Here is a 23,575-nt window from a genome sequence, read left to right on the forward strand (position 1 = left end):
CAGTCGTCGCGTACACGGTCAGTTGAGCTCGCCCGGGGCGGGGTGCGGGCAGTTGCGCGACGTGATCATTGCCCAACTACGGGGCTGTGACCATGCAGTTGTCCGCATTGCCGGAATCTCTCGGGCGCATATACCACGGGGGAAATGGGAGCGCAAAGAAGGCAGCGACTGCCGGAAACCGCGCGTGACGCAGCTCACTTCCGCCGACTCAACTTCTCGTGCGAAAAGAACATTGAGGCCCAATCACCCATCTCGCTCGGTCACGGCGCGGACTCGGCCGGATCGCGGGGCGGTCTCGGGTCGGGCGCGGGGTCGTTCCGGTGGATCGCCGAGGGCCGGTTTCGAAGATCCCTCCGGGGGGCCGTCCGAAGTCGCGCGGCTTGTGCCGGGCTTCACGAGCGCACGAGGTCAACTGGTTCGCATATACCAGGTGAAACCGTCCAGCGCTAATTTGCCCCTGCATGCAGATGGCTGGTACAGCCACCCGCTCCCAACGGTTGTGAGCATGGACGAATGTCACCTCGGGTGATCACTTAGAGGCTTTGCGTGTGAAGATCAACGCTCATCAGACGGGATGATTGGCCGTCAGGTGGTGGAGATCACAAAGCAGTTGCCGCCCCCCGTGTCGCAGATCACAGAGGGCCGGGCTTAAGATGCCTGCGAACAGGGCTTGTGAACTGCCTCACATAAGAGCGATCTTCGTGGGATCGGTCTTCCCGGGTCGGGGCAGCGGCCCAGCGGTCTGCCGGCAGTCGGAGTCGACGCCTGGAAGGAGACGGGAGCGGTGAACGTCTACACACCAATCCTCGTACTGGGAGCCATCGCGGCGGCGTTCACGGTCTTCTCCGTGGTCGCGGCCTCGGTCATCGGCCCCAAGCGCTACAACCGGGCCAAGCTGGAGGCGTACGAGTGCGGCATCGAGCCCACGCCGCAGCCGGCCGGAGGCGGGCGCTTCCCGGTGAAGTACTACCTGACGGCGATGCTCTTCATCATCTTCGACATCGAAATCGTCTTCCTCTACCCGTGGGCCGTCCATTTCGACTCCCTCGGGATGTTCGGACTCGTCGAAATGCTGGTCTTCGTCGCCCTCATCGGTATCGCGTACGCCTACGACTGGCGGCGCGGCGGCCTGGAATGGGACTAGGGGCAGGGGTTAAGCAATGGGACTTGAAGAGAAACTGCCGAGCGGCTTTCTGCTCACCACCGTGGAGAAAGCGGCCGGGCTCGCACGCAAATCGTCCATGTTCCCGGCGACGTTCGGGCTGGCGTGCTGCGCCATCGAGATGATGACGACCGGCGCGGGCCGCTACGACCTCGCCAGGTTCGGCATGGAGGTCTTCCGCGGCTCGCCGCGCCAGGCCGACCTGATGATCGTGGCGGGCCGGGTCAGCCAGAAGATGGCCCCGGTGCTGCGCCAGGTCTACGACCAGATGCCCAACCCCAAATGGGTCATCTCCATGGGGGTGTGCGCCTCCTCGGGCGGCATGTTCAACAACTACGCCATCGTGCAGGGCGTCGACCACGTGGTTCCCGTCGACATCTACCTGCCCGGCTGCCCCCCGCGCCCCGAAATGCTGCTCGACGCCATTCTGAAGCTGCACGAGAAGGTCAAGAACACCAAGCTCGGCGTCAATCAGAAGGAAGCGGCCCGCGAGGCGGAAGAGGCGGCGATGAAGGCGCTGCCCACCATCGAGATGAAGGGGCTGCTGCGGTGAGCGCACAGGCGAACGGCAACGGGCCCGACGAGCCCGAAGAGGGCAGCTCGGTCCCCGTCCAGCGGGGCAACAACGGCGAGGTCATCGACGTACGCCACGGCATGTTCGGCGCCCGCAACGGCGGCGACACCTCCGGGTACGGCGGCCTCGTGCGGACCGTACGCATGCCGGGCGCCGCGGTGCGCCCCTACGGCGGATGGTTCGACGAGGTCGCCGACGAACTCGAAGGCGCACTGGAGGAACAGGGGCTCGTCCCCGAACACGCCATCGTCAGCACGGTCGTCGACCGCGGCGAGCTGACCTTCCACGTCGCCCGCGAGCACCTGCCGCAGGTCGCCCGCACCCTGCGCGACGACCCGGCGCTCCGCTTCGAGCTGTGCACCGGGGTGAGCGGCGTCCACTACCCGGGTGAGACGGGCCGCGAGCTGCACGCCGTCTACCACCTGCGCTCGCTCACCCACAACCGGCTGATCCGGCTGGAGGTCACCGCGCCCGACGCGGACCCGCACGTGCCCTCGATCGTGGACGTCTACCCGACCAACGACTGGCACGAGCGGGAGACCTACGACTTCTTCGGTCTGGTCTTCGACGGCCACCCGGCGCTGACCCGGATCCTGATGCCGGACGACTGGCAGGGGTTCCCGCAGCGCAAGGACTACCCGCTCGGCGGCATCCCCGTCGAGTACAAGGGCGCCCAGATTCCCGCCCCCGACCAGCGGAGGTCCTACACCTGATGGCGACCACACACGCACCCGCCGGGGTCCGCGAGACCACCGAGGGCACCGTCTACGACGTCACCGGCGGGGACTGGGACGAGATGGCCGCGCACGCCGCCAAAAGCGACGACGAGCGGATCATCGTCAACATGGGCCCCCAGCACCCCTCCACGCACGGGGTGCTGCGGCTCATCCTGGAGATCGACGGCGAGACGGTGACCGAGGCCCGCGCGGGCATCGGCTACCTGCACACCGGCATCGAGAAGAACCTCGAATACCGCACCTGGACCCAGGGCACCACGTTCGTCACCCGGATGGACTACCTGACGCCGTTCTTCAACGAGGCGGCGTACTGCCTGGGCGTCGAGCGGCTGCTGGGCATCGAGGACGACGTCCCGGACCGCGCCAACGTCATCCGCGTCCTGCTGATGGAGCTCAACCGGATCTCCTCGCACCTGGTCGCCATCGCCACCGGCGGCATGGAGCTGGGCGCCACCACGGTGATGATCTTCGGCTTCCGCGACCGCGAACACGTCCTGGACCTGTACGAGCTGATCACCGGGCTGCGGATGAACCACGCCTACATCCGGCCCGGCGGACTCTCCCAGGACCTGCCGCCCGGCACCGTCGACGCGCTGCGCGAGTTCGTGAAGAAGATGCGCAAGAACCTGCCGGAGTACGACGCGCTGTGCACCGGCAACCCCGTCTTCAAGGCCCGGCTGAAAGACATCGGCTACCTCGACCTGGCCGGCTGCATGGCGCTGGGCGCCACGGGACCGATCCTGCGCTCGGCGGGCCTGCCGCACGACCTGCGCAAGGCCCAGCCCTACTGCGGCTACGAGACCTACGACTTCGAGGTCCCCACCGTCGACACCTGCGACTCCTACGGCCGGTTCCTGCTGCGCCTGGAGGAGATGCGCCAGTCACTGCACATCATCGAGCAGTGCATCGACCGGCTGGAGCCCGGCCCCGTCATGGTCGGGGACAAGAAGATCGCCTGGCCCGCGCAGCTGGCCCTGGGCCCCGACGGGCTCGGCAACTCCCTCGACCACATCAAGAACATCATGGGCACCTCCATGGAGGCCCTCATCCACCACTTCAAGCTGGTGACCGAGGGTTTCCGGGTGCCACCCGGCGAGTCGTACACGGCCGTCGAGTCGGCCAAGGGCGAGCTGGGGGTGCACGTCGTCAGCGACGGCGGCACCCGCCCCTACCGGGTGCACTTCCGCGACCCCTCCTTCACCAACCTGCAGTCCATGGCGGCGATGTGCGAGGGCGGCCAGGTCGCCGACGTCATCGTCGCCGTCGCGTCCATCGACCCCGTGATGGGAGGCGTCGACCGGTGAGCAACGTCGATATGGGCATCCCCGCGATGCCCGCACCCGACTACCCGGCCGAGGTGCGCCGGCGGCTGGAGTCCGACGCGCGCGAGGTCATCGCCCGCTATCCGGACAGCCGCTCCGCGCTGCTGCCGCTGCTGCACCTGGTGCAGTCGGAGGAGGGGCACGTCACCCGCACAGGGCAGCGGTTCTGCGCCGAGATGCTGGAGCTGACCACCGCGGAGGTCAACGCGGTGGCCACCTTCTACTCCATGTACCGCCGCAAGCCCTCCGGGGACTACCAGGTCGGCGTGTGCACCAACACGCTGTGCGCGGTGATGGGCGGCGACGCCATCTACGCCTCGCTCCGCGAACACCTGGCCGTGGGCGACGGGGAGACCACCGAGGACGGCAAGGTCACCCTCGAACACATCGAGTGCAACGCGGCCTGCGACTTCGCGCCCGTCGTGATGGTCAACTGGGAGTTCTTCGACAACCAGACCCCCGCCTCGGCCCGCGCCCTCGTCGACGACCTGATCGCCGGGCGCGAGGTCGCCCCCACCCGGGGCGCCCCGCTGTGCACCTTCCAGCAGACCGCGCGGGTCCTGGCCGGCTTCCCCGACGAGCGCGAGGGCGCCACCGACGCGTCCGGCAGCGCGGGGCCCGCCTCGCTGGCCGGACTGCGGCTCGCCAAGGGCGAGAGCACACCCGGCGTGGTGGCACCGCGCGGCGCCGCTGCCGACGAGGAGGGGAAGTGATGACGGTGGCAGCACACGACGGCGGCCAGGACGAGGCCTCGCAGCCCAGCGCCCACGGCGACGCCGACCCGCAGAAGCTCCTCTCTCCCGTCCTGTCCGCGCACTGGGACGAGCCCGACTCCTACACGCTGGCCGGCTACCGGCGGCACGGCGGCTACCAGGCGCTGCCCAAGGCGCTGGCGATGGACCCGGACGACCTGATCGCCTACGTCAAGGAAGCGGGCCTGCGCGGCCGCGGCGGCGCGGGCTTCCCCACGGGCATGAAGTGGCAGTTCATCCCGCAGGGCGACGGCAAACCGCACTACCTCGTCGTCAACGCCGACGAGTCCGAGCCGGGGACCTGCAAGGACATCCCCCTGCTGTTCGCCAACCCGCACTCCCTCATCGAGGGCATGGCCATCGCCTGCCACGCGATCCGCTCCAGCCACGCCTTCATCTACCTGCGCGGCGAGGTCGTCCCCGTGCTGCGCCGCCTCCAGCTGGCCGTCAAGGAGGCGCAGGAGGCCGGCTACCTGGGCACCGACGCGCTCGGCCCCGGCAAGGACCTCACCCTCACCGTGCACGCGGGCGCGGGCGCCTACATCTGCGGCGAGGAGACGGCGCTGCTCGACTCTCTGGAAGGCCGCCGCGGTCAGCCAAGGCTGCGTCCCCCCTTCCCGGCCGTCGCCGGCCTGTACGCGTGCCCCACCGTGGTGAACAACGTCGAGTCCATCGCCTCGGTTCCCGCCCTCATCGACCGCGGCAAGGACTGGTTCCGCTCGATGGGCAGCGAGAAGTCCCCCGGGTTCACGCTCTACTCGCTCAGCGGCCACGTCGCCCGCCCCGGCCAGTACGAGGCACCGCTGGGCATCACCCTGCGCCAGCTCCTCGACATGAGCGGCGGCATGCGCCCTGGGCACCGGCTGAAGTTCTGGACCCCGGGCGGCTCCTCCACGCCGCTGCTGACCGACGAACACCTCGACGTGGCCCTCGACTACGAGGGTGTCGGCGGCGCGGGCTCCATGCTCGGCACCAAGGCGCTCCAGTGCTTCGACGAGACGACCTGCGTGGTGCGGGCCGTCACCCGCTGGACCGAGTTCTACGCGCACGAGTCCTGCGGCAAGTGCACCCCCTGCCGCGAGGGCACCTACTGGCTCGTCCAGCTGCTCCGCGATATCGAGGCCGGCAAGGCGCAGGCCGCCGACCTGGAGAAGATCGCCGACATCGCCGACAACATCAACGGCAAGTCGTTCTGCGCGCTGGGCGACGGCGCGGCGTCCCCCATCTTCTCCTCGCTGAAGTTCTTCCGCGAGGAGTACGAGGCCCATCTCGGCGGCCGTGGCTGCCCCTTCGACCCCGCCAAGTCCACCGCCTGGGCCGCGAACCCCCACTCCGCTCACCTGGAGGTGAACGCGTGACCGTCACCGCTACTGGCACCTCCACCGGCGGCGGGGAGGCAGCCCCGCCGCCCGAGGAGACGGTGTCGCTGACCGTCGACGGCGCCCAGATCACCGTCCCCAAGGGCACGCTGGTCATCCGTGCCGCCGAGCAGCTCGGCATCGACATCCCCCGCTTCTGCGACCACCCCCTGCTCGACCCGGCCGGCGCCTGCCGCCAGTGCATCGTCGAGGTGGAGGGCCAGCGCAAGCCGATGGCGTCCTGCACCATCCAGTGCACCGACGGCATGGTCGTCAAAACGCACCTGACCTCGGACGTGGCGAGCAAGGCGCAGCGCGGCGTGATGGAGCTGCTGCTGATCAACCACCCGCTGGACTGCCCCGTCTGCGACAAGGGCGGCGAGTGCCCGCTGCAGAACCAGGCCATGTCGCACGGGGACGCCGACTCCCGCTTCGAGGGCAGGAAGCGCACCTACGACAAGCCCGTCGCCATCTCCACGCAGGTGCTGCTGGACCGGGAGCGGTGCGTGCTGTGCGCGCGCTGCACCCGCTTCTCCAACCAGATCGCGGGCGACCCGATGATCGAGCTGATCGAGCGGGGTGCGCTCCAGCAGGTCGGCACCGGGGAGGACACCCCCTTCCAGTCCTACTTCTCCGGCAACACCATCCAGATCTGCCCCGTCGGCGCGCTGACCTCGGCGGCCTACAGGTTCCGCTCCCGCCCCTTCGACCTCACCTCCTCGCCGGGCGTGTGCGAGCACTGCTCCGGCGGCTGCGCGATCCGCACCGACCACCGGCGCGGCAAGATGATGCGCCGCCTCGCCGAGAACGACCCCGAGGTCAACGAGGAGTGGATGTGCGACAAGGGGCGCTTCGCGTTCCGCTACGCACAGCGCCCCGACCGGCTGCACACCCCGCTGGTCCGCGGTGAGGACGGCACGCTGGCCCCGGCCGGCTGGCCGGAGGCGCTGGAGGCCGCCGCGCGCGGACTCGCCGGCAAGCAGGAGCGCACCGGCGTGCTGACCGGCGGACGGCTCACCGTCGAGGACGCCTACGCCTACGCCAAGTTCGCCCGCGTGGCGCTGCGCACCAACGACATCGACTTCCGCGCACGGGCGCACTCCGCCGAGGAGGCCGACTTCCTCGCCTCCCACGTGGCAGGGCACGGCCGGGACCTGGACGCGGCGGGCCTGACCTACTCCGCGCTGGAGGCCGCGCCCGCCGTGCTCCTGCTCGGCCTGGAGGCCGAGGAGGAGGCGCCCGGCATCTTCCTGCGGCTGCGCAAGGCCTGGCGCACCCGCGGCCAGCGCACCTGGGCACTGGCCACGCACGCCACCCGCGGCCTGCACAAGGCGGGCGGCACGCTGCTGCCCGCGGCCCCCGGCACCGAGACGGAGTGGCTGGACGCGCTCGCGGGCGGCGTCGGCCTGGACGAGGAGGGCGCGGCGGCCGCCGAGGCGCTGCGCGGCGACGGCGCGGTCATGCTGGTCGGCGAGCGGCTGGCCACCGTGCCGGGCGCGCTCACCGCGGCGCTGCGCACGGCGGTCGCCACCGGCGCCACCCTGGTGTGGGTGCCGCGCCGCGCGGGCGAGCGCGGCGCCCTGGAGGCCGGGTGCCTGCCAGGACTGCTGCCGGGGGCCAGGGCCGTGGCCGACGCCGGGGCGCGCGCCGAGGTGGCCCGCGCCTGGGGCGTCGCCGAACTGCCCACCGCGCCGGGGCGCGACACCTCCCAGATCGTCGAGGCCGCCGCCACGGGCGAGCTGTCCGCGCTGGTCGTCGGGGGCGTCGGCGTCGAGGACCTGCCCGACCCGGCCCGCGCCCGCGAGGCGCTGGAGGCGGTGGACTTCCTGGTCAGCCTGGAGCTGCGGCCCAGCGCCGTGACCGATCTCGCCGACGTCGTCCTGCCCGTCTCGGCGGCCCCGGAGAAGTCCGGCACCTTCCTCAACTGGGAGGGCCGCCTGCGGACGTTCGACGCGGCGCTCAAGCCCGACCAGATGACCCGCCGCCACGTCCAGCCCGACGCCCGGGTCCTGAACATGCTCGCCGACGCGCTGGACGTCCACCTGGGGCTGCCGGACGTGCGCATGGTGCGCGGCGAACTCGACCGCCTCGGCCACCGCACGGGCACGGCCCGGCTGGAAGCCCCGATCCCCGGGGCCCGTACCGCGCCGCAGCCCGCCGCCGGAGAGGCCGTGCTGGCCGGGCACCGGATGCTGCTCGACCGGGGCCGCCTCCAGGAGGGGGACGAGGCACTGGCCGGCACCCGGCACGCGGCGTACGCGCGGCTGTCGGCCGCCACCGCCGCCGAGATCGGCGCCGCGGACGGCGAGACGCTGGCCGTCGCGGGACCGCGCGGCGAGGTGCGGCTGCCGCTGTGCGTCACCGAGATGCCCGACCGGGTGGTGTGGCTGCCGCTCAACACGGTCGGCGGCGGCGTCGCCGCCGACACCGGGGCGCTTCCCGGCGCGCTGGTGCGGATCGCGCCCGGCAGCGCCGGCGTCAACCAGACCCCGCAGGAGGTGGGCGCATGAACGGGCCGGTGCAGCACCTCGCCCAGGAGGACCTGTCGATGTTCGGCACGGATCCGTTCTGGCTCGTGCTGATCAAGGGCGTCTTCTGTTTCGCGTTCCTGATGGTGACGGTGCTGCTCTCCATCGTCTTCGAGCGCAAGATCGTGGGCTGGATGCAGCTGCGCGTCGGCCCCAACCGGCACGGGCCCTGGGGCATGCTCCAGTCGCTGGCCGACGGCGTGAAGCTGATGTTCAAGGAAGACATCATCGTCAAGGGCAGCGACAAGCTGGTCTACCTGCTGGCTCCGGTCATCGGCGCGGTGCCGGCCTTCATGGCGATCGCGGTCATCCCGTTCGGTCCCGCGGACAACCAGATCTCGGTCTTCGGGCACCGGACGGCGATGCAGCTGACGGACATGCCCGTCGCCGTCCTCTACATCCTGGCCACCGCCTCCATCGCCTCCTACGGCGTGGTGCTGGCCGGCTGGTCGTCCGGGTCGACGTATCCGCTGCTGGGCGGCGTGCGCGCCACGGCGCAGATCATCAGCTACGAGATCGCGATGGGCCTGAGCTTCGCCGCGGTCTTCCTCTACTCGGGCTCGATGTCCACCTCGGCGATCGTCGGCGAACAGGCGGACGGCTGGTTCGCCTACCTGCTGCCGGTCTCCTTCCTGATCTACCTGATCTCGATGGTCGGCGAGGCCCACCGGGCGCCGTTCGACATGCCGGAGTCCGAGGGCGACCTGGTCGCGGGCTTCCAGACCGAGTACAGCTCGATCAAGTTCGCGATGTTCATGCTGACCGAGTACATCCACGTGGTGACGGTCTCCGCGCTGGCGGTCACGCTCTTCCTGGGCGGCTGGCGCGCCCCGGCGCCGATCTCCACCTGGTGGGAGGGCGCCAACCACGGCTGGTGGCCCCTCCTGTGGTTCACCGCCAAGCTCCTCGTGCTGATCTTCTTCTTCATCTGGATCCGCGGCACGCTGCCCCGCGTGCGCTACGACCAGTTCATGAAGCTGGGCTGGAAGGTGCTCATCCCCATCGCCCTGGTGTGGCTGATGCTGGTGGCCACCGTCCGCGCGATGCGCAACGAGGGCTGGGACTACAGCTCGGTCGTCTACTGGGTCGCGGGCACGGCGCTGGCGCTGCTGCTGATCTCCTTCGTCGTCGACTTCTTCCGCCCCGGCCCCGAGGAGGAGGAAGTGCCCGAGCGGGACAAGCCCTTCGACCCGATGGCCGGCGGGTTCCCCGTACCGCCGCTGCCGGGGCAACAGGTGCCGCCGGTGCCGCGGCGGCCCTCGCGCGCGCCGCGTGAGCGGGAGCGCGAGCCGGTCGGTGCGGGTGCGGGCGGGCCCGGCACTCCTGGCGACGCAACTGACGCAACCACCGAGAGCAAGGGGGCTGACGGTGCCTGAAAACCCCGTGGCCGGCTTCGGCGTGACCTTCAAGGACATGTTCAAGAAGCGGCTGACCGAGCAGTACCCCGAGTACAAGAAGCCGACGGCTCCCCGCTTCCACGGCCGCCACCAGCTCAACCGGCACCCGGACGGGCTGGAGAAGTGCGTGGGCTGCGAGCTGTGCGCCTGGGCCTGCCCCGCCGACGCCATCTACGTCGAGGGGGCCGACAACACCGAGGAGGAGCGGTACTCGCCCGGCGAGCGCTACGGCCGCGTCTACCAGATCAACTACCTGCGCTGCATCCTGTGCGGCCTGTGCGTCGAAGCCTGCCCCACCCGGGCGCTGACCATGACGAACGAGTACGAACTGGCCGACTCCTCCCGCGAGTCCCTCATCTACACCAAGGAGGAGCTGCTCGCGGGCCTGGAGGAGGGCATGGTCGACTCCCCGCACGCCATCTTCCCCGGCATGACGGAGAAGGACTACTACCGGGGCCTGGTCAGCGAGGCCGCGCCCGGCACCGTGCGGCAGACGCCCACCGACACCGGGGCTCCCCAGGAGTCCGCCGACACCTACGGCGCGGACGAACCCGCCGCGGGTGAGGCCACCACGGGCGAGGCCGCGGCGTACGGGCCCATGACGCACGGCGTCGTCACGGCCGGCGGGGAGGGGGAGCGATGAACGCACTCGCCGTCGGCGCCACCTCCACGGGCGAGGCCGTCCAGTTCTGGGTGCTGGGCACCGTCGCCGTCCTCGGCGGGCTCGGTACGGTGCTGCTGCGCCGCGCCGTACACAGCGCGCTCTGCCTGGCCGGGACAATGATCATCCTGGCGCTCTTCTACCTCGCCAACGGCGCCTACTTCCTGGGCGTCGTGCAGATCGTCGTCTACACCGGCGCGGTCATGATGCTCTTCCTGTTCGTGCTGATGCTCGTCGGCGTCTCCCACGCCGACTCGCTGCGCGAGACGTTGAAGGGGCAGCGCTGGCTCGCCGCGGCCTGCGCACTGGGCGTCGGCATCCTGCTGATCACCGGCATCGGGCAGGTCTCGGTGGGCGGCTTCAACGGGCTCGGGGCCGCCAACGCCGAGGGCAACGTCCCGGCGCTGGCCTCCCTGCTGTTCACCAAGTACGTCGTCGCCTTCGAGGTGGTCGGCGCCCTGCTGACCGTCGCCGCGGTCGGCGCCACGCTGCTCACCCACCGCGAGCGCGTCGAGAAGAACAAGTCGCAGCGCGAGCAGGCCGAGGAGCGGGTGCGCGAGGGCAAGCAGGTCACCCCGCTGCCGGCGCCCGGCGTCTACGCCCGCCACAACGCCAACGACCGTCCCGCGCTGCTGCCCGACGGCACGCCCTCCGAGCTCAGCGTCAGCCGCACGCTGCGCGACCGCGGCCAGATCCGCGAGGTCAACGCCGAGCAGCTGGCGCAGCTGGCCGCGATCGAGCAGCGCACCGCCGAGTACCAGGGCCGCGCCACCTACCCGGGCCCCAAGGACCCGGGCGAACGGGCCGCCGACCGGGCCGAGGACGCGGCCGACCGTGCCGAGGACGACGGCCAGGGCCGGCCCGCCGGTCTGGGCAGCGAGCGTGAGGAGGCCACCAAGTGAGCCCGGTCAACTACGTCTATCTGGCAGCGCTGCTGTTCACCATCGGCGCCGCCGGAGTCCTCATCCGGCGCAACGCCATCGTGGTGTTCATGTGCATCGAGCTGATGCTGAACGCCGCCAACCTGACGCTGGTCGCCTTCTCGCGGATGCACGGCAACCTCGACGGCCAGATCATGGCGTTCTTCGTCATGGTCGTCGCCGCCGCCGAGGTCGTGGTGGGTCTGGCGATCATCGTCATGCTCTACCGCTCCCGCCACTCGGCCTCGGTCGACGACGCCAGCCTGATGAAGCTGTAAGGGGTACGTACCAGTGGAGTCAATGATCGGACTGCTCGTCGGAGTGCCCCTGCTCGGCGCCGCCGTGCTGCTGTTGGGCGGGCGGCGCCTGGATCGGAGCGGGCACTGGCTGGCGACACTGCTGGCCGCGGCGTCCTTCGTGATCGGGGCCGTGCTGTTCGCCTCGATGCTGGGCGAGGACGCCGAGAGCCGGGCCATGCACAGCAAGCTGTTCTCCTGGGTGCCGGTGGAGGGCTTCCAGGCGGACGTGGCCTTCCAGCTCGACCAGTTGTCGATGACGTTCGTCCTGCTGATCACCGGCGTGGGCACGCTCATCCACCTGTACTCGGTCGGCTACATGGAGCACGACCCGAAGAGGCGCCGCTTCTTCGCCTACCTGAACCTCTTCCTCGCGGCGATGCTGCTGCTCGTCCTGGCCGACAACTTCCTGCTGCTGTACGTCGGCTGGGAGGGCGTGGGCCTCGCCTCGTACCTGCTGATCGGGTTCTGGCAGCACAAGCCGAGCGCGGCGACGGCGGCGAAGAAGGCGTTCCTGGTCAACCGCGTCGGTGACGCGGGCCTGGCCATCGCCATCTTCCTGATGTTCACCACCTTCGGCACCTTCGCCTTCGCGCCGGTCCTCTCCGCCGCCGGCGAGGCGGGCGAGGGCAAGCTGACGGCGATCGGCCTGATGCTGCTGCTGGCGGCCTGCGGCAAGTCGGCGCAGGTGCCGCTCCAGTCCTGGCTCGGGGACGCCATGGAGGGCCCCACCCCGGTCTCCGCGCTCATCCACGCGGCGACGATGGTGACCGCGGGCGTCTACCTGATCACCCGCTCCGGCGCGATCTTCAACGGGGCGCCGGACGCGCAGCTGGTCGTGGTGATCGTCGGCGCCGTCACGCTGCTGTTCGGTGCGATCGTCGGTTGCGCGAAGGACGACATCAAGAAGGCGCTGGCCGGCTCGACCATGTCGCAGATCGGCTACATGATCCTGGCCGCGGGGCTCGGCCCGATCGGCTACGCGTTCGCCATCATGCACCTGGTCACCCACGGCTTCTTCAAGGCCGGGCTGTTCCTCGGCGCCGGGTCCGTGATGCACGGCATGAACGACGAGGTCGACATGCGCCGCTACGGCGGACTGCGCAAGCACATGCCGGTCACCTTCGTCACCTTCGGCCTCGGCTACCTCGCCATCATCGGCTTCCCGGGACTGTCCGGGTTCTTCTCCAAGGACCAGATCATCGAGGCCGCCTTCGGCAAGGGCGGCACCGAGGGCTGGATCCTGGGCGCGGTCACCCTGCTGGGCGCGGCCATCACCGCGTACTACATGACGCGGGTGATGCTGATGACCTTCTTCGGTGAGGAGCGCTGGCGCAAGGCGCCCACGCCCTCACCGGCGGAGTCGGATGTGGAGCCGGCCGCCGAGACGCGGGGCGAACACGCCGAGCCGCACCCCCACGAGTCCCCGAAGAGCATGACGATCCCGATGATCTTGCTCGCCTTCGGGTCCGTCTTCGCGGGCGGCCTCTTCAAGGCGGGCGAGTCCTTCGTGGGCTGGCTGGAGCCGGTCACCCAGTTCGAGCACGGGCACTCCCCGGTCTCGGCGACCGCGGTGACGGCCGCCACGATCGTGGCGCTCGTCCTCGGCGTGGGCGCCGCGTACCTCCAGTACGGGCGCAAGCCGGTGCCCGCGCTCGCCCCGCGCGGCAGCCTGCTCACCCGCGCCGCCCGCCGCGACCTGCTCCAGGACGACTTCAACCACGTGGTGCTGGTCAGCGGCGGAACGCACCTGACCCGCAGCCTGGTCTACGTCGACAACAAGGTCGTCGACGGCGCCGTCAACGGCACGGCCGCCTCCTTCGGCGGTCTGTCGGGGCGGCTGCGGCGGATCCAGAACGGTTTCGCCCGCTCCTACGCGGTCTCGATGTTCGGCGGCGCGGCGGTGCTGATCGCCGCGACCCTGCTGATGAGGGCGGTCTGAGTCATGTCATTTCCTCTGCTGACGGTCACGGCGGCGCTGCCTGCCGTCGGGGCCGTCGCCACCGCCGCCGTCCCGGCGGCCCGGCGCACCGCGGCCAAGTGGCTGGCGCTGCTGGTCTCGTTGGCCACTCTCGTGCTGGCCGCCGTGGTGCTGGTCCGCTTCGACCCGGACGGCGCCCGCTACCAGCTGACGGAGTCGCACGCCTGGATCTCCGACTTCGGGGTCCGCTACGAACTCGGTGTCGACGGCATCGGCGCCGCCCTGATGGCGCTGACGGCGCTGCTCATCCCGTTCGTCATCGGCGCGGGCTGGCACGACGCCGACGACCGCGCGGGCGAGCAGGCCAACCGCCGCTGGCGGCCCACCCAGGGCTTCTTCGCCCTCATCCTCGCCGTCGAGGCGATGGTGCTGGTCTCCTTCGCCGCCACCGACGTCTTCCTCTTCTACATCTTCTTCGAAGCGATGCTCATCCCGATGTACTTCCTCATCGGCGGCTTCGGGGACCGGGCGCACGCGGCCGGTGAGGAGGAGGGCGCCAAGCAGCGCTCCTACGCCGCCGTGAAGTTCCTGCTCTACAACCTGGCCGGCGGGCTGGTCATGCTGGCCGCCGTCATCGGGCTGTACGTCGTCAGCGCCGACTCCCTGGGCCAGGGCACCTTCTCGCTGCCCGAGCTGCTCAAGGCGCGGGCGAGCGGCGACCTGACGATGGCGACGTCCACCGAGCGGTGGCTCTTCCTCGGCTTCTTCGTCGCCTTCGCCATCAAGGCGCCGCTGTGGCCGCTGCACACCTGGCTGCCCAACGCCATGGGCGAGTCCACGGCGCCGGTCGCGGTGCTCATCACGGCCGTCGTCGACAAGGTCGGCACCTTCGCGATGCTCCGCTTCTGCCTGGGCCTCTTCCCCGAGGCCAGTTCCTGGGCCACCCCGGTGGTGCTCGGACTGGCGCTGGTCAGCGTCCTGTACGGGGCGCTGCTCGCGGTGGGGCAGCGGGACATCAAGCGGCTGGTGGCCTACGCGTCCATCTCGCACTTCGGCTTCATCATCCTGGGCGTCTTCGCGATGACCAGCCAGGGCCAGGGCGGCGCGACGCTCTACATGGTCTTCCACGGCATCTCGACGGCCGCGCTGATGCTGGTGGCGGGCTTCCTCATCTCGCGCCGCGGCTCGCGTCTGATCGCGGACTACGGCGGGGTGCAGAAGGTGGCGCCCGTGCTGGCCGGCACGTTCCTGATCGGCGGCCTGGCCACGCTCTCGCTGCCGGGGCTGGCGCCGTTCGTCAGCGAGTTCCTCGTCCTGGTCGGCACGTTCGAGCGCTACCCGGTCGCCGGGATCATCGCCACCGCCGGCATCATCCTCGCCGCGCTGTACGTGCTGGTGCTCTACCAGCGCACGATGACCGGGCCGATCCGTGGGCCCCAGATCGAGGGTATGCCCGATCTGAAGGTGCGCGAGGTCGCGGTGGTGGCGCCGCTGGTGGCGCTGCTGCTCTTCCTCGGCGTCTTCCCCAAGCCGCTCACCGAGATCGTGAACCCCGCCGTGGAGCACACCCTCTCGGACGTACAGAAGAAGGACCCGAAGCCGCAGCATCCCGTCGCGGAGCACGCGGGGTCCGACGACAAGCCGGCCGGGCACGGCGGAGGTGACCACGAGTGACTGGCATGATCGACGTCGCGTCGGCGGGAGGTACTCCCGGCGTCCACAGCCTGTGGACGGTCGCGGCCGGCGCGGGCGACAAGCTCCAGGCGCCCAGCATCGAGTACGGGAAGCTCTCCCCGACGCTGATCGTCCTCGGTGCCGCGGCCCTCGGTGTCCTCATCGACGCCTTCGCGCCCCGCAGGGCCCGCTACGGCGCCCAACTGTTCGTGGCGCTGGTGGGCCTGGCCGCCGCGTTCGCCGCCGTCATCGGACTGGCGGCCTCCGGCGCGGGCACCACCAAGGCGCAGATCGCCGGAATGGGCGCGCTGGCCGTGGACGGACCCGCGCTCTTCCTCCAGGGCACCCTGCTGCTGGTCGGCATCGTGGGCGTCTTCACCTTCGCCGAGCGGAAGCTGGAACCCTCCGCGCACGGCTCCAGGATCGACTCGTTCGCCGCGCAGCCCGCCTCGGTGCCCGGCGGCGAGGGCGAGACGCAGGCCGTCAAGGCGGGCTGGACCACCACCGAGGTCTTCCCGCTGCTGATGTTCGCGGTCGGCGGCATGCTGCTCTTCCCGGCAGCCAACGACCTGCTGACCCTCTTCATCGCGCTGGAGGTCTTCTCCCTCCCGCTGTACCTGCTGTGCGCGCTCGCCCGCCGCAGGCGGCTGCTCTCCCAGGAGGCGGCCGTCAAGTACTTCCTGCTGGGCGCGTTCTCCTCCGCCTTCCTGCTGTTCGGCACCGCGCTGCTGTACGGCTACGCGGGCACCGTCAGCTACTCGGGCATCGCCCGCGTCGTCTCCGGCTCCGACGCCATCAGCGACCCGGTGCTGGCCCAGACGGCCGGCAACGACGCGCTCCTGCTCATCGGCGGCGCGCTCGTCGTCATGGGGCTGCTCTTCAAGGTCGGTGCCGTCCCCTTCCACATGTGGACCCCGGACGTGTACCAGGGCGCGCCGACGCCGGTGACCGGCTTCATGGCGGCCGCGACCAAGGTCGCCGCCTTCGGCGCGCTGCTGCGGCTGCTGTACGTGGTGCTGCCCGGGCTGCGCTGGGACTGGCGGCCCGTCATGTGGGGCGTGGCCATCCTGACGATGCTCGCCGGCGCCATCGTGGCCATCACCCAGACCGACATCAAGCGGCTGCTGGCCTACTCCTCCATCGCCCACGCGGGCTTCCTGCTGGCGGGCGTCATCGCCACCTCCAAGGACGGCATCTCCTCGGTGCTGTTCTACCTGGGCGCCTACTCGTTCGTGACGCTGGGCGCGTTCGCCGTCGTCACCCTGGTACGGGACGCGGGCGGCGAGGCGACGCACCTGTCCAAGTGGGCCGGGCTCGGGCGGCGTTCGCCCCTGCTGGCGGCGGTCTTCGCCGTCTTCCTGCTGGCCTTCGCCGGCATCCCGCTCACCTCGGGCTTCGCCGGCAAGTTCGCCGTGTTCAAGGCGGCGGCCGAGGGCGGCGCCGGCGTACTGGTCGTCATCGGCGTCCTCGCCTCGGCCATCGCCGCCTTCTTCTACCTGCGCGTCATCGTGCTGATGTTCTTCAGCGAACCGCAGGCCGACGGGCCGAGCGTGGCCGTACCCAGCGTCATGACGACCTCGGCCATCGCGATCGGCGTCGTGGTGACCGTCGTCCTCGGCGTGGCACCGCAGTACTTCCTCGATCTGGCGGGCCAGGCCGGAGTGTTCGTCCGGTGAACCACATACCGCTCCTCGACCCCCCGCCCTAGCTGTACGAAGCGCCGCCAGAGGCCCCAACGGGACGCCTCTGGCGGCGCTTTGTAATGAGCACTGTCCGATGCACCCGTGACAAGACGTGTGCGGAAACGGTAGGAACTCGAAGCATGGGTTGTGTAATTCTCCGCCAGGAAAAAGGCGGATACCAAGGAAAACAGGGCGGAATCTTCACAGAAGGGGTCTCCGCCGAATCGGTGGGCGCCAAGGGGCTGTGTCTGCACGTCCTGCACATCCCGGCGAACTCGAAGGGGGAACCACACCTGCACGCGGGCCACGAATCGGCCATCTACGTCGTCAACGGGGTGCACGAGATGTGGCACGGGGAGGATCTGGAGAACCGCGACACCCTCCACCCCGGCGACATGGTCTACGTCCCCGCGAACATGCCGCACATGCCGGTCACCGGCGAAGAGCCCGTCACCGTCGTGGTGGCGCGCACCGACCCACGCGAACAGGAGTCCGTCCACCTGCTCTCGCCGCGCGACCCCTGAGGGGCCCCGCCGGGCGCCGGCGGGCCCAGGGCCCGCCGCGGCGAGAGCGGGGCGCCCGCGCGCGGTGACACGGACCGCGGGCCGGGCCCGGACCCCGAAAGGGCCGGGCCCGTGGTCCCCGGCTGCCCGGACCAGCCGTGCGCAACGGGCGGCTCAGCCCCCGGGATACTCGCGGACCTTGCGGTCGCTGCCCGAGCCCTCCGTCTTCTCGTGCGGCTGCTCGGTGACGTCGTCCAGCTTGTCGGGGAGGTTCTCGGGCAGCTTGTCGGGCAGATCACCGAGCTCGTCGGGGTCCTTGGGCAGCTTCGCCGGAGCGTTCGCCGCCCTGGCGTAGGTGTCGGTGGCCCCGCCGTTCCAGGTGACCTTCAGCGAGTCCGCCGTCACCGAGGAGACCTTGCCCGTGGCGCGCTCCTCACCGACGCCCGCCGGGCACTTGAGAACCAGCGACTTCTCGGCGCCCGCCGCCATGACGCGGCCCGTGCACACCTTCTTGTCCTTGCCCCGCAGCAGGGACGCGGCGTCGTCGACGACGGTGAGCGTCAGCTTCTGGCCCTCCGCGTCCGCCGTCCAGACGCCCGGCAGCCGCCCCTCGCCCGCCGGCTTCTCACTCTTGTCCGGCGCGGGCGCGGCGGACTTCTTCTCGTCGCCCTTGGCCTTGCCGCCGTCGTCGCCCTTGCCGTCGTCGCCGCTTCCGCAGCCACCCACCAGCAGCGCGGCGGCCGCCGCCGCGGCCACCGCCCCCGTCCTCCGCGCTGACGTGCGCACTGTCCCTCCTCGGTCGTCCCGCCCTGGTCGTTTGCAGGGTCACGACAACCTAGCAGGGGCCCTGTCCGCCCCCTCCCGCCTCCCGACGCCTCAGAACGGGTCCTCGGCCGACGGGAAGTCCGTGGGCAGGTCCGGTGGCGGAGAGGCCAGTTCCGGATCGGAGGACTTGCCCAGCTCGACCGTCCGGCCCGACTTCCACTTCACGGTCATGCTCTTGTCCGAGACGCTGGTCACGGTGCCGCTGGTGTAGTCGGTACCGCCGCCCTCGCAGGTCAGATCCAGCGCGGTGCCGTTGGCCTTGCCGTCGCAGCGGTCGGGCAAGATCATGAACACCCGCTTGTCCGGCGAGATGCTGAACACGACCGACTTGCCGTCGGCCGCGGGGTGGGTCGCCCAGGCGCCGACCATCGCCGACGGGTCGACGGAGCCGTCCCCGCCGCCCTCCCCGTTCTCGTCGCCGTTGTCGCCGGAGCCGTCGGCTGCTTCCCCCGGCGGCCCCGAGCCACCGGGCTCCTCGCTGAGGTCGGGGTGCTTGTCGCCGGGGTCCGCGATGCTCGTGCCACCCCCGTCGCCTCCACAGCCACCCACCAGAAACGCGAGGGCCGCTGCCGCGGCGACCGCCCCCGAAATCCGCGCTGACCTGCGCACGTCCGTCCCCCTCCGTCGGTTCCTCACACCCCGCCACGTACGCCTGGGCGGCGGGGCCATGTCAACCTAGCAAGACCCCCACCCCCAAACCGCCCCGAACCCACCGATACCGCCCCCACCTTGGCGCTGAGTGCCAAGCCCTCCCACCCCCCTACCCTCGCCGCAACGGCGACGCCCCGCCCCACGCGAGGGTCCGGCGACTGTGGAGGCCGGCCCCCTCCTCTCGCCGCAACGCCGGCGCTCCCCTCACGCGAGGGTCGGGTGGGTGTGGGGCGGGCCTCTTGTTCTTGCCGCGACGGTGGCGGGGTGTGGGGGCGGGGCCCCTCTTCTCGCCGCGACGGCGGTGAGCCCCGGCGTTGAGGGGCCGGCGGAATGGCCGGCGGCCGGTGGGCTGGCCGTGCGGGACCCGGGGGCTTCGGGTGCGGCACCTGGAATGGGGGGGGCGGGGCCCCCTCTTCTCGCCGCGGCGGCGGTGAGCCCCGGCGGTGAGGGTCCGGCGGAATGGCCGGCGGCCGGTGGGCTGGCCGTGCCGGACCCCGGGGGTTCGGGCGCGGCACCTGGAATGGGGGGGCGTGCCCCCGCTCTCTCGCCGCGACGGCGGCGAGCCCCGGCGGTGAGGGTCCGGCGGAATGGCCGGTGGCCGGTGGGCTGGCCGTGCCGGACCCCGGGGGTTCGGGCGGGGCACCTGGAATGGGGGGGCGTGCCCCCTCTCTCTCGCCGCGGCGGCGGTGAGCCCCGGCGGTGAGGGTCCGGCGGAATGGCCGGTGGCCGGTGGGCTGGCCGTGCCGGACCCCGGGGGTTCGGGCGGGGCACCTGGAATGGGGGGGCGTGCCCCCTCTCTCTCGCCGCGGCGGCGGTGAGCCCCGGCGGTGAGGGTCCGGCGGAATGGCCGGCGGCCGGTGGGCTGGCCGTGCGGGACCCGGGGGCTTCGGGTGCGGCACCTGGGGGCGGGCCCCCTCTTCTCGCCGCGGCGGCGGTGAGCCCCGGCGGTGAGGGGCCGGCGGAATGGCCGGCGGCCGGTGGGCTGGCCGTGCCGGACCCAGGGGCTTCGGGTGCGGCACCTGGAATGGGGGGCGCGCCCCCCACGGCGGAGAGCACCGGTGGGGGACTTATCCACAGGCGGGGCCGCACATGTCACCGGCCCCGCCTATCGTGGCGGGCATGCTTCAGGAGAGTGCCGAGGGATCCGGCGGGGCGTCCGAGACGGCCGCGCTGCGAGTGCTGCGCAAGGTTTTCGGATACGACGCCTTCCGCGGCCGGCAGGAGGCCGTCATCGAGCACGTCACGCACGGTGGTGACGCGGTCGTGCTGATGCCGACCGGTGGCGGCAAGTCGCTGTGCTACCAGATTCCGGCGCTGGTGAGACCGGGCACGGGTGTGGTGATCTCGCCCCTGATCGCGCTGATGCAGGACCAGGTGGACGCGTTGCGCGCGCTGGGCGTGCGTGCGGGGTTCATCAACTCGACGCTCGATTTCGATCAGCGGCGCGTGGTGGAGGCCGAGTTCCTGGCGGGGGAGCTCGATCTGCTCTATCTGGCGCCTGAGCGGCTGCGTCTGGAGGCGACGACGGCGTTGCTGGAGCGCGGCAAGGTGTCGCTCTTCGCGATCGACGAGGCGCACTGTGTCGCGCAGTGGGGCCACGACTTCCGCCCCGACTACCTCTCGCTCTCGATGCTGGGCGAGCGCTGGCCCGAGGTGCCGCGGGTCGCGTTGACGGCGACCGCGACCCGCGCCACCCATCAGGAGATCGTGCAGCGGCTGGGTCTGGAGCAGGCGCGGGATTTCGTCGCGAGCTTCGACCGTCCCAACATCCAGTACCGGATCGTTCCGAAGCGGGATCCGAAGAAGCAGTTGCTGCGTTTCCTCAAGGAGGAGCACGCGGGCGACGCGGGCATCGTCTACTGCCTGTCGCGCAACTCGGTCGAGCGGACCGCCGAGTTCCTGTGCCGTAGCGGTGTGGAGGCCGTGCCGTATCACGCGGGCCTGGACGCGGGCACGCGCGCCGCGCATCAGGCGCGGTTCCTGCGGGAGGACGGCCTGGTCGTGGTGGCGACCATCGCTTTCGGCATGGGGATCGACAAGCCGGACGTGCGCTTCGTCGCCCACCTCGACCTGCCGAAGTCCGTGGAGGGCTATTACCAGGAGACGGGCCGCGCGGGCCGGGACGGGGAGCCGTCGACCGCCTGGCTGGCCTACGGCCTCCAGGACGTCGTGCAGCAGCGCAAGCTGATCGAGAACGGCGAGGGCGACGTGGCCTTTCAGCGGCGGGCGCGCAGCCATCTGGACGCGATGCTGTCCCTGTGCGAGACGGTCCGCTGCCGACGGGCCCAGCTGTTGGAGTATTTCGGTCAGGAGCCGGCGGCGGGCGCGGCGGAGGCGGCCTGCGGCAACTGCGACACGTGTCTGACGCCGCCGGAGTCGTGGGATGGCACGGTCCCGGCCCAGAAGGCCATGTCGACCGTGGTGCGGCTCAAGCGGGAGCGGGGGCAGAAGTTCGGTTCGGGCCAGATCGTCGACATCCTGCTGGGCCGGAAGACGGCGAAGGTCATCCAGTTCGACCATGACGCGCTGTCGGTGTTCGGGGTCGGCGCGGAGCTGGGGGAGGGCGAGTGGCGGGGTGTCGTCCGCCAGCTGATCGCCCAGGGGCTGCTGGAGATCGAGGGGGAGCACGGCACGCTGGTGCTGACGGACGCGAGTGCGACGGTGCTGCGCGGGGAGCGGGAGGTGCGGCTGCGCAAGGATCCGGTGCCGGACCGGGCGTCGGGCTCCCGGTCGGGTTCGGGCGCGGGTTCCCGGGGCGGCGGGGCGAAGCGCCAGGCCCCTGCCGACCTCCCCGAGGAGGCCCAGCCGCTCTTCGAGGCGCTGCGTGCCTGGCGCACCGAGCAGGCGCGGGAGCAGGGCGTGCCGCCGTACATCGTCTTCCATGACGCCACGCTGCGGGAGATCGCCGTGCAGCGTCCCGGCTCGCTGGGTGAGCTGGGCGGTGTGGCCGGGGTGGGCGAGAAGAAGCTCGCGACGTACGGCGAGGGCCTGCTGGCCGCGCTGGCGGCGGCGGGGGAGGCCTCCGCGGGGGTGGAAGGGGGCTCAGGGGCCTCCGCGGCACCGGAGGGGCCGGCAGGAGACGGTGCGGGACCGGCGGGAGACGGGGCGGCAGACGGTGCGGGACCGGCGGACGACGGTGCGGGACCGGCGGCCGGGACCCTTGCCGACTCCGCGGCTGCGCCGGACGAACCGGAGGCGGAAGCCGACCCCGGTTCCCTGTGGGCGGGAATCGATGCTTCGCCGCAGCCTTGACGCACGGTGGTCGCCGTCACCTGCGGTCGCCACCGGAGCGGGATGACGGCCGCCGGGCGTCACCCGGCGGCCGCCGTCCGGGGGGCGGGGGCGTCACTCGGCGGGTGTCACCCGGCCCGTCACGTCGCCCAGGCCGATGCGGGTTCCGTCCGGTCCCGGTGCCCATGCGGTGAGGGTCACCTCGTCGCCGTCCTCCAGGAACGCGCGCTTGCCGTCGGGGAGTTCCAGGGGTTCGCGGCCGCCCCAGGTCAGCTCCAGCAGCGAGCCGCGCTGGGCGGGTTCGGCTCCGCTGACGGTGCCGGAGGCGTACAGGTCGCCGGTGCGCAGTGAGGCGCCGTTGACCGTCATGTGGGCGAGCTGCTGGGCGGCTGTCCAGTACATGGTGGAGAAGGGTGGTTCGGCGAGGGTGTGGCCGTTCAGCCGCACCGTCATGCGCAGGTCGTAGCCGCCGGGGTCGATGCCGTCGGCGGAGTCGTCGAGGTAGGGGAGGAGGGGGAAGTCGCGCGGGGGCGGGGCCACTCGTGCGGCGTCGAGGGCGTCGAGGGGGGTGATCCAGGGGGAGATCGTGGTGGCGAAGGACTTGCCGAGGAAGGGGCCCAGCGGGACGTATTCCCAGGCCTGGATGTCCCGCGCCGACCAGTCGTTGAGCAGGGTCATCCCGAAGACGTGCTCGCGGAAGCCGGCCAGCTCGACGGGGGTGCCCATGGCGCTGGGGGTGCCGACGACGAACCCGACCTCCGCCTCGATGTCCAGCCGCTGCGAGGGGCCGAAGGCCGGGACCGGCTCGTTCGGGGGTTTGCGCTGTCCTCGCGGGCGGGGGATGGGCGTGCCGGAGACGACGACGGTGCCGGCCCGCCCGTGGTAGCCGATGGGCAGGTGTTTCCAGTTGGGGGTGAGCGCGTCGCCGTCGGGGCGGAAGATGCGGCCGACGTTGGTGGCGTGGTGTTCGCTGGCGTAGAAGTCGACGTAGTCGGCGACCTCGAACGGCAGGTGGAGGCGCACCTGGTGGAGGGGCAGCAGGTGGCGCGCGGTGGTCTGGCGGTGCGTCTCGTCGGTCAGCCAGGCGCGGACCTCGGCGCGTACGGCCTGCCAGACGGGGCGTCCGGCAGCCATCAGCGCGTTGAGCGACGGCGCCCGCAGCACCTCGGTGTGGGGGGAACCGAAGGCGGCGGCGGCCGCGCCCAGGTCGAGCACGTCGTCGCCGAACCGGACGCCGAGTCGGCGGTGGCCTGGCGCGTCCGGTGTGCTGAAGAGGCCGTACGGAAGGTTGTCCGGGCCGAAGAGAGTGTCACTCATGGAGGTCACACTATGAGGGAGGGCGACGCGGGAACACCGGTGCGCATGCTCGTCGGGCGGTCCC

General features: G+C 71.3%; 19 protein-coding genes. 16 read left to right on the top strand and 3 right to left on the bottom strand.

The genetic code is table 11. From position 1 onward, the window contains the following. Positions 1 to 784 precede the first annotated feature (784 nt). The 15 genes from MMF93_RS19285 (at position 785) to MMF93_RS19355 (ending at position 17,508) form a co-directional block, all read left to right on the top strand. Positions 785 to 1,144, top strand: a complete 360-nt coding sequence (locus MMF93_RS19285; protein WP_242753265.1) for an NADH-quinone oxidoreductase subunit A — start codon at positions 785 to 787, stop codon at positions 1,142 to 1,144. A 16-nt stretch (positions 1,145 to 1,160) separates the two neighbouring features. Continuing rightward, positions 1,161 to 1,715 carry a NuoB/complex I 20 kDa subunit family protein gene (locus tag MMF93_RS19290; protein WP_027738848.1) on the top strand — a complete coding sequence of 185 codons (555 nt, stop codon included), beginning with the start codon at positions 1,161 to 1,163 and terminating at the stop codon, positions 1,713 to 1,715. Further along, positions 1,712 to 2,449, top strand: coding sequence for an NADH-quinone oxidoreductase subunit C (locus MMF93_RS19295; protein WP_242753267.1), 738 nt, complete (start codon positions 1,712 to 1,714; stop codon positions 2,447 to 2,449). The genes MMF93_RS19290 and MMF93_RS19295 overlap by 4 nt, the downstream gene beginning before the upstream one ends. Further along, on the top strand, positions 2,449 to 3,777 hold the full coding sequence (locus MMF93_RS19300; protein WP_242753269.1) for an NADH-quinone oxidoreductase subunit D: 1,329 nt from the start codon (positions 2,449 to 2,451) through the stop codon (positions 3,775 to 3,777). Before MMF93_RS19295 ends, MMF93_RS19300 begins: the two co-directional genes overlap by 1 nt. Positions 3,778 to 3,788: 11 nt before the next feature. Beyond that, positions 3,789 to 4,508 carry an NADH-quinone oxidoreductase subunit NuoE gene (nuoE, locus tag MMF93_RS19305; RefSeq protein WP_423835622.1) on the top strand — a complete coding sequence of 240 codons (720 nt, stop codon included), beginning with the start codon at positions 3,789 to 3,791 and terminating at the stop codon, positions 4,506 to 4,508. Continuing rightward, positions 4,508 to 5,905 carry an NADH-quinone oxidoreductase subunit NuoF gene (nuoF, locus tag MMF93_RS19310; RefSeq protein WP_242753271.1) on the top strand — a complete coding sequence of 466 codons (1,398 nt, stop codon included), beginning with the start codon at positions 4,508 to 4,510 and terminating at the stop codon, positions 5,903 to 5,905. Before nuoE ends, nuoF begins: the two co-directional genes overlap by 1 nt. Then, positions 5,902 to 8,415, top strand: coding sequence for an NADH-quinone oxidoreductase subunit G (locus MMF93_RS19315; RefSeq protein ID WP_242753273.1), 2,514 nt, complete (start codon positions 5,902 to 5,904; stop codon positions 8,413 to 8,415). Before nuoF ends, MMF93_RS19315 begins: the two co-directional genes overlap by 4 nt. Further along, complete coding sequence (gene nuoH, locus MMF93_RS19320) at positions 8,412 to 9,809, top strand: NADH-quinone oxidoreductase subunit NuoH (protein ID WP_242753275.1); 1,398 nt, start codon at positions 8,412 to 8,414, stop codon at positions 9,807 to 9,809. Before MMF93_RS19315 ends, nuoH begins: the two co-directional genes overlap by 4 nt. Before the next feature lie 37 nt (positions 9,810 to 9,846). Then, complete coding sequence (gene nuoI / locus MMF93_RS19325) at positions 9,847 to 10,473, top strand: NADH-quinone oxidoreductase subunit NuoI (RefSeq protein ID WP_242757657.1); 627 nt, start codon at positions 9,847 to 9,849, stop codon at positions 10,471 to 10,473. Continuing rightward, entirely contained in the window at positions 10,470 to 11,393 is a 924-nt protein-coding gene (locus tag MMF93_RS19330) for an NADH-quinone oxidoreductase subunit J (protein WP_242753276.1), read from the top strand. The genes nuoI and MMF93_RS19330 overlap by 4 nt, the downstream gene beginning before the upstream one ends. Beyond that, positions 11,390 to 11,689 carry an NADH-quinone oxidoreductase subunit NuoK gene (gene nuoK, locus MMF93_RS19335; protein WP_242753277.1) on the top strand — a complete coding sequence of 100 codons (300 nt, stop codon included), beginning with the start codon at positions 11,390 to 11,392 and terminating at the stop codon, positions 11,687 to 11,689. Before MMF93_RS19330 ends, nuoK begins: the two co-directional genes overlap by 4 nt. A 13-nt stretch (positions 11,690 to 11,702) precedes the next feature. Beyond that, complete coding sequence (nuoL, locus tag MMF93_RS19340) at positions 11,703 to 13,649, top strand: NADH-quinone oxidoreductase subunit L (RefSeq protein WP_242753278.1); 1,947 nt, start codon at positions 11,703 to 11,705, stop codon at positions 13,647 to 13,649. Positions 13,650 to 13,652: 3 nt separating this feature from the next. Next, positions 13,653 to 15,302 carry an NADH-quinone oxidoreductase subunit M gene (locus MMF93_RS19345; RefSeq protein ID WP_242753279.1) on the top strand — a complete coding sequence of 550 codons (1,650 nt, stop codon included), beginning with the start codon at positions 13,653 to 13,655 and terminating at the stop codon, positions 15,300 to 15,302. Positions 15,303 to 15,307: 5 nt separating this feature from the next. After that, a complete protein-coding gene (nuoN, locus tag MMF93_RS19350; RefSeq protein ID WP_242757658.1) occupies positions 15,308 to 16,978 on the top strand; it encodes an NADH-quinone oxidoreductase subunit NuoN in 1,671 nt (556 codons plus the stop codon). Positions 16,979 to 17,124: 146 nt separating this feature from the next. Continuing rightward, positions 17,125 to 17,508, top strand: coding sequence for a cupin domain-containing protein (locus tag MMF93_RS19355; protein ID WP_114023559.1), 384 nt, complete (start codon positions 17,125 to 17,127; stop codon positions 17,506 to 17,508). A gap of 153 nt (positions 17,509 to 17,661) precedes the next feature. Here the strand turns inward: MMF93_RS19355 and MMF93_RS19360 are convergent, their stop codons facing one another. Further along, positions 17,662 to 18,273, bottom strand: coding sequence for a hypothetical protein (locus MMF93_RS19360; protein ID WP_242753280.1), 612 nt, complete (start codon positions 18,271 to 18,273; stop codon positions 17,662 to 17,664). A 90-nt stretch (positions 18,274 to 18,363) separates the two neighbouring features. Beyond that, on the bottom strand, positions 18,364 to 18,921 hold the full coding sequence (locus tag MMF93_RS19365) for a hypothetical protein (protein WP_242753281.1): 558 nt from the start codon (positions 18,919 to 18,921) through the stop codon (positions 18,364 to 18,366). 1,161 nt (positions 18,922 to 20,082) lie between these two features. Here MMF93_RS19365 and recQ point away from each other — a divergent pair. After that, positions 20,083 to 22,215, top strand: coding sequence for a DNA helicase RecQ (recQ, locus tag MMF93_RS19370; protein WP_242753283.1), 2,133 nt, complete (start codon positions 20,083 to 20,085; stop codon positions 22,213 to 22,215). Between the two features lie 93 nt (positions 22,216 to 22,308). Here the strand turns inward: recQ and fahA are convergent, their stop codons facing one another. Further along, positions 22,309 to 23,511, bottom strand: coding sequence for a fumarylacetoacetase (gene fahA, locus MMF93_RS19375; protein WP_242753284.1), 1,203 nt, complete (start codon positions 23,509 to 23,511; stop codon positions 22,309 to 22,311). Positions 23,512 to 23,575: the final 64 nt, after the last annotated feature.

This window comes from Streptomyces tubbatahanensis, from assembly GCF_022699385.1.
Taxonomy (GTDB): Bacteria; Actinomycetota; Actinomycetes; order Streptomycetales; family Streptomycetaceae; genus Streptomyces; species Streptomyces diacarni.